The organism is Neisseria sp. P0020.S005 (assembly GCF_051957055.1).
Taxonomy (GTDB): Bacteria; Pseudomonadota; Gammaproteobacteria; order Burkholderiales; family Neisseriaceae; genus Neisseria; species Neisseria subflava_A.
Genome location: NZ_JBQCWV010000043.1, coordinates 1 through 511 on the forward strand (window position 1 = coordinate 1; position 511 = coordinate 511).

The 511-nt window shown below is 70.3% G+C and carries 2 protein-coding genes; both read right to left on the reverse strand.

Translation table 11 applies throughout. The features are described from left to right. Nucleotides 1-51: 51 nt before the first annotated feature. Nucleotides 52-321, reverse strand: a complete 270-nt coding sequence (locus tag ACTHTU_RS11210) for a hypothetical protein (protein ID WP_440362591.1) — start codon at nt 319-321, stop codon at nt 52-54. After that, a complete protein-coding gene (locus ACTHTU_RS11215) occupies nt 293-415 on the reverse strand; it encodes a hypothetical protein (protein ID WP_440362590.1) in 123 nt (40 codons plus the stop codon). The genes ACTHTU_RS11210 and ACTHTU_RS11215 overlap by 29 nt, the downstream gene beginning before the upstream one ends. Between the last annotated feature and the right edge of the window lie 96 nt (nt 416-511).

A 511-nucleotide genomic window follows, 5' to 3' on the forward strand; every position in this document is an offset into this window, starting at 1 on the left:
ACCTTCCTCCGCTGGCTGATTGTGGCCGATGAAGACTACACCTACCCCGACTTAGAAAAAACCATCGAGGAAATCCAATAAGAAATTCCCGGCACTACCATCCAAATCGGCGGATACTACTAAGAGCAGCTGCCAAACGAAGGCTTCCGCCGCCAAGCAGCTCAAACTGCCCCCCCAACCCCCCCCCCCCCCACCCCCCCTCCCCCCCCCCCCCCCCCCCCCCCCCCCCCCCCCCCCTCCCCCCCCCCCCCCCCCCCCCCTCCCCCCCCCCCCCCCCCCCCCCCCCCCTCTTCTACGAACCCTCCCCCCCCCAATCCCCACCCTCTCTTCCTCTTCCCCACCCTCCGCTCTTCCCACCACCCACCCCATCCTTCCTCCTCCCCCCCCCCCCCCCACCCCCCCCCCTACCCCCCACCCCCCCCTCTCCTCCCCCCCCCCCCTTTCGATTCCCCTTTTCTCCCGGCGCCCGCCCCCCTCTGCGCCCCTGGCAGCAACCTGACCGAAGTCAACG